General features: G+C 63.3%; 1 protein-coding gene. It reads right to left on the reverse strand.

Annotated elements, in window-relative coordinates; translation table 11 throughout:
- Positions 1-1,185, reverse strand: a 1,185-nt coding sequence (locus tag ABZ934_RS32430; protein ID WP_361320150.1) for a condensation domain-containing protein, incomplete at both ends; no start/stop codon positions are given.

Here is a 1,185-nt window from a genome sequence, read left to right on the forward strand (position 1 = left end):
ACGCTGGATCGCCGGCAACGGGAAATGCCGGTGCGCCCAGATCTCCGTCTCCTGCTCAAAAACCCGCTCGACAAGCTCACGCCACGTCCGAGCACCACGCTCCACCGGGAAAGGCAACGTATTCAGATGCATACCCAGCACCTGCTCCGAACCCGGCACCGCCGGACGACCGTGACACACCAACCCAGTGAAGAACTCCGGCTCACGCGTCAACATGCTCAACGCCTTCACATGCGCCGCATGCAACACACTCTTCAGCGACACACCCGACGAACGAGCCAGCGAACGCAGCCCCTCGTCCAGGTCCGCCACCGGCACCCGCACCTCAAACGCCTCACGCACGACATCCCGGTCACCCCAGCCCTCCGGCAACGCGAACGGCACACGACCGCCCACCACACCGAGCCAGAACGCCTCATCCACACCACCGCTCAGCGAACCGAGCTCCGCCGCAACGAAATCGGCATAACGCACCCCAACAGAACGCGTCCCGACAACCCCGCCCGCGACCAACACCCGATAATCCGCCACAAGCTCACCAAGCAGCGTATTCAAGCTCCAGCCATCAGTGACCGCATGACAATGCGTGAAAACGATCCGCCAGGCCTCATCCGACTCCAGGAACACCGTGATCCGCATCAACGGCGCAGTCACCAGATCAAAAAGCTCACCCCGCTCACGCCCGGCAAACTCCACCAACGCCGCGAACCGTGCCGACTCATCAAGACCACGAAGATCCTCGACCACCACCGGCAACACCGCACCAGCACGCACCAACTGCATCGGCTCTGAGAACCCATCCAGATCCACCGACGTCCGCAGCACCTCATGCCGCTCCACCGCCAGACCAACAACCTCACGGAACACATCCGCACTGAACGGACGCTCATCCCGCACCCGGAACGACGACACATTGTGATAAACGGGCTCCCCCGAACCCATCAACATCTCAACAATCATCCCGGTCTGCACCAGCGACAACGGATAGGCATCCACCACCCCTTCAGGCAGCCGAGCCCGATCAGCATCACTGATCAGCCCGAACGGCTCGACCGGACGGAACTGGCTCACCTCCCCGGCCTGCTCCGCAACTGCCTCGGCGAGACGAGTCACCGTCCGCAGGAGGAACACGTCGCGGATCGTCAGGTCGAAGCCCGCTTCCCGCAGCGCACCGACCAGCCGGAC

Source organism: Streptomyces sp. NPDC046557 (genome assembly GCF_040645975.1).
Lineage (GTDB): Bacteria > Actinomycetota > Actinomycetes > Streptomycetales > Streptomycetaceae > Streptomyces.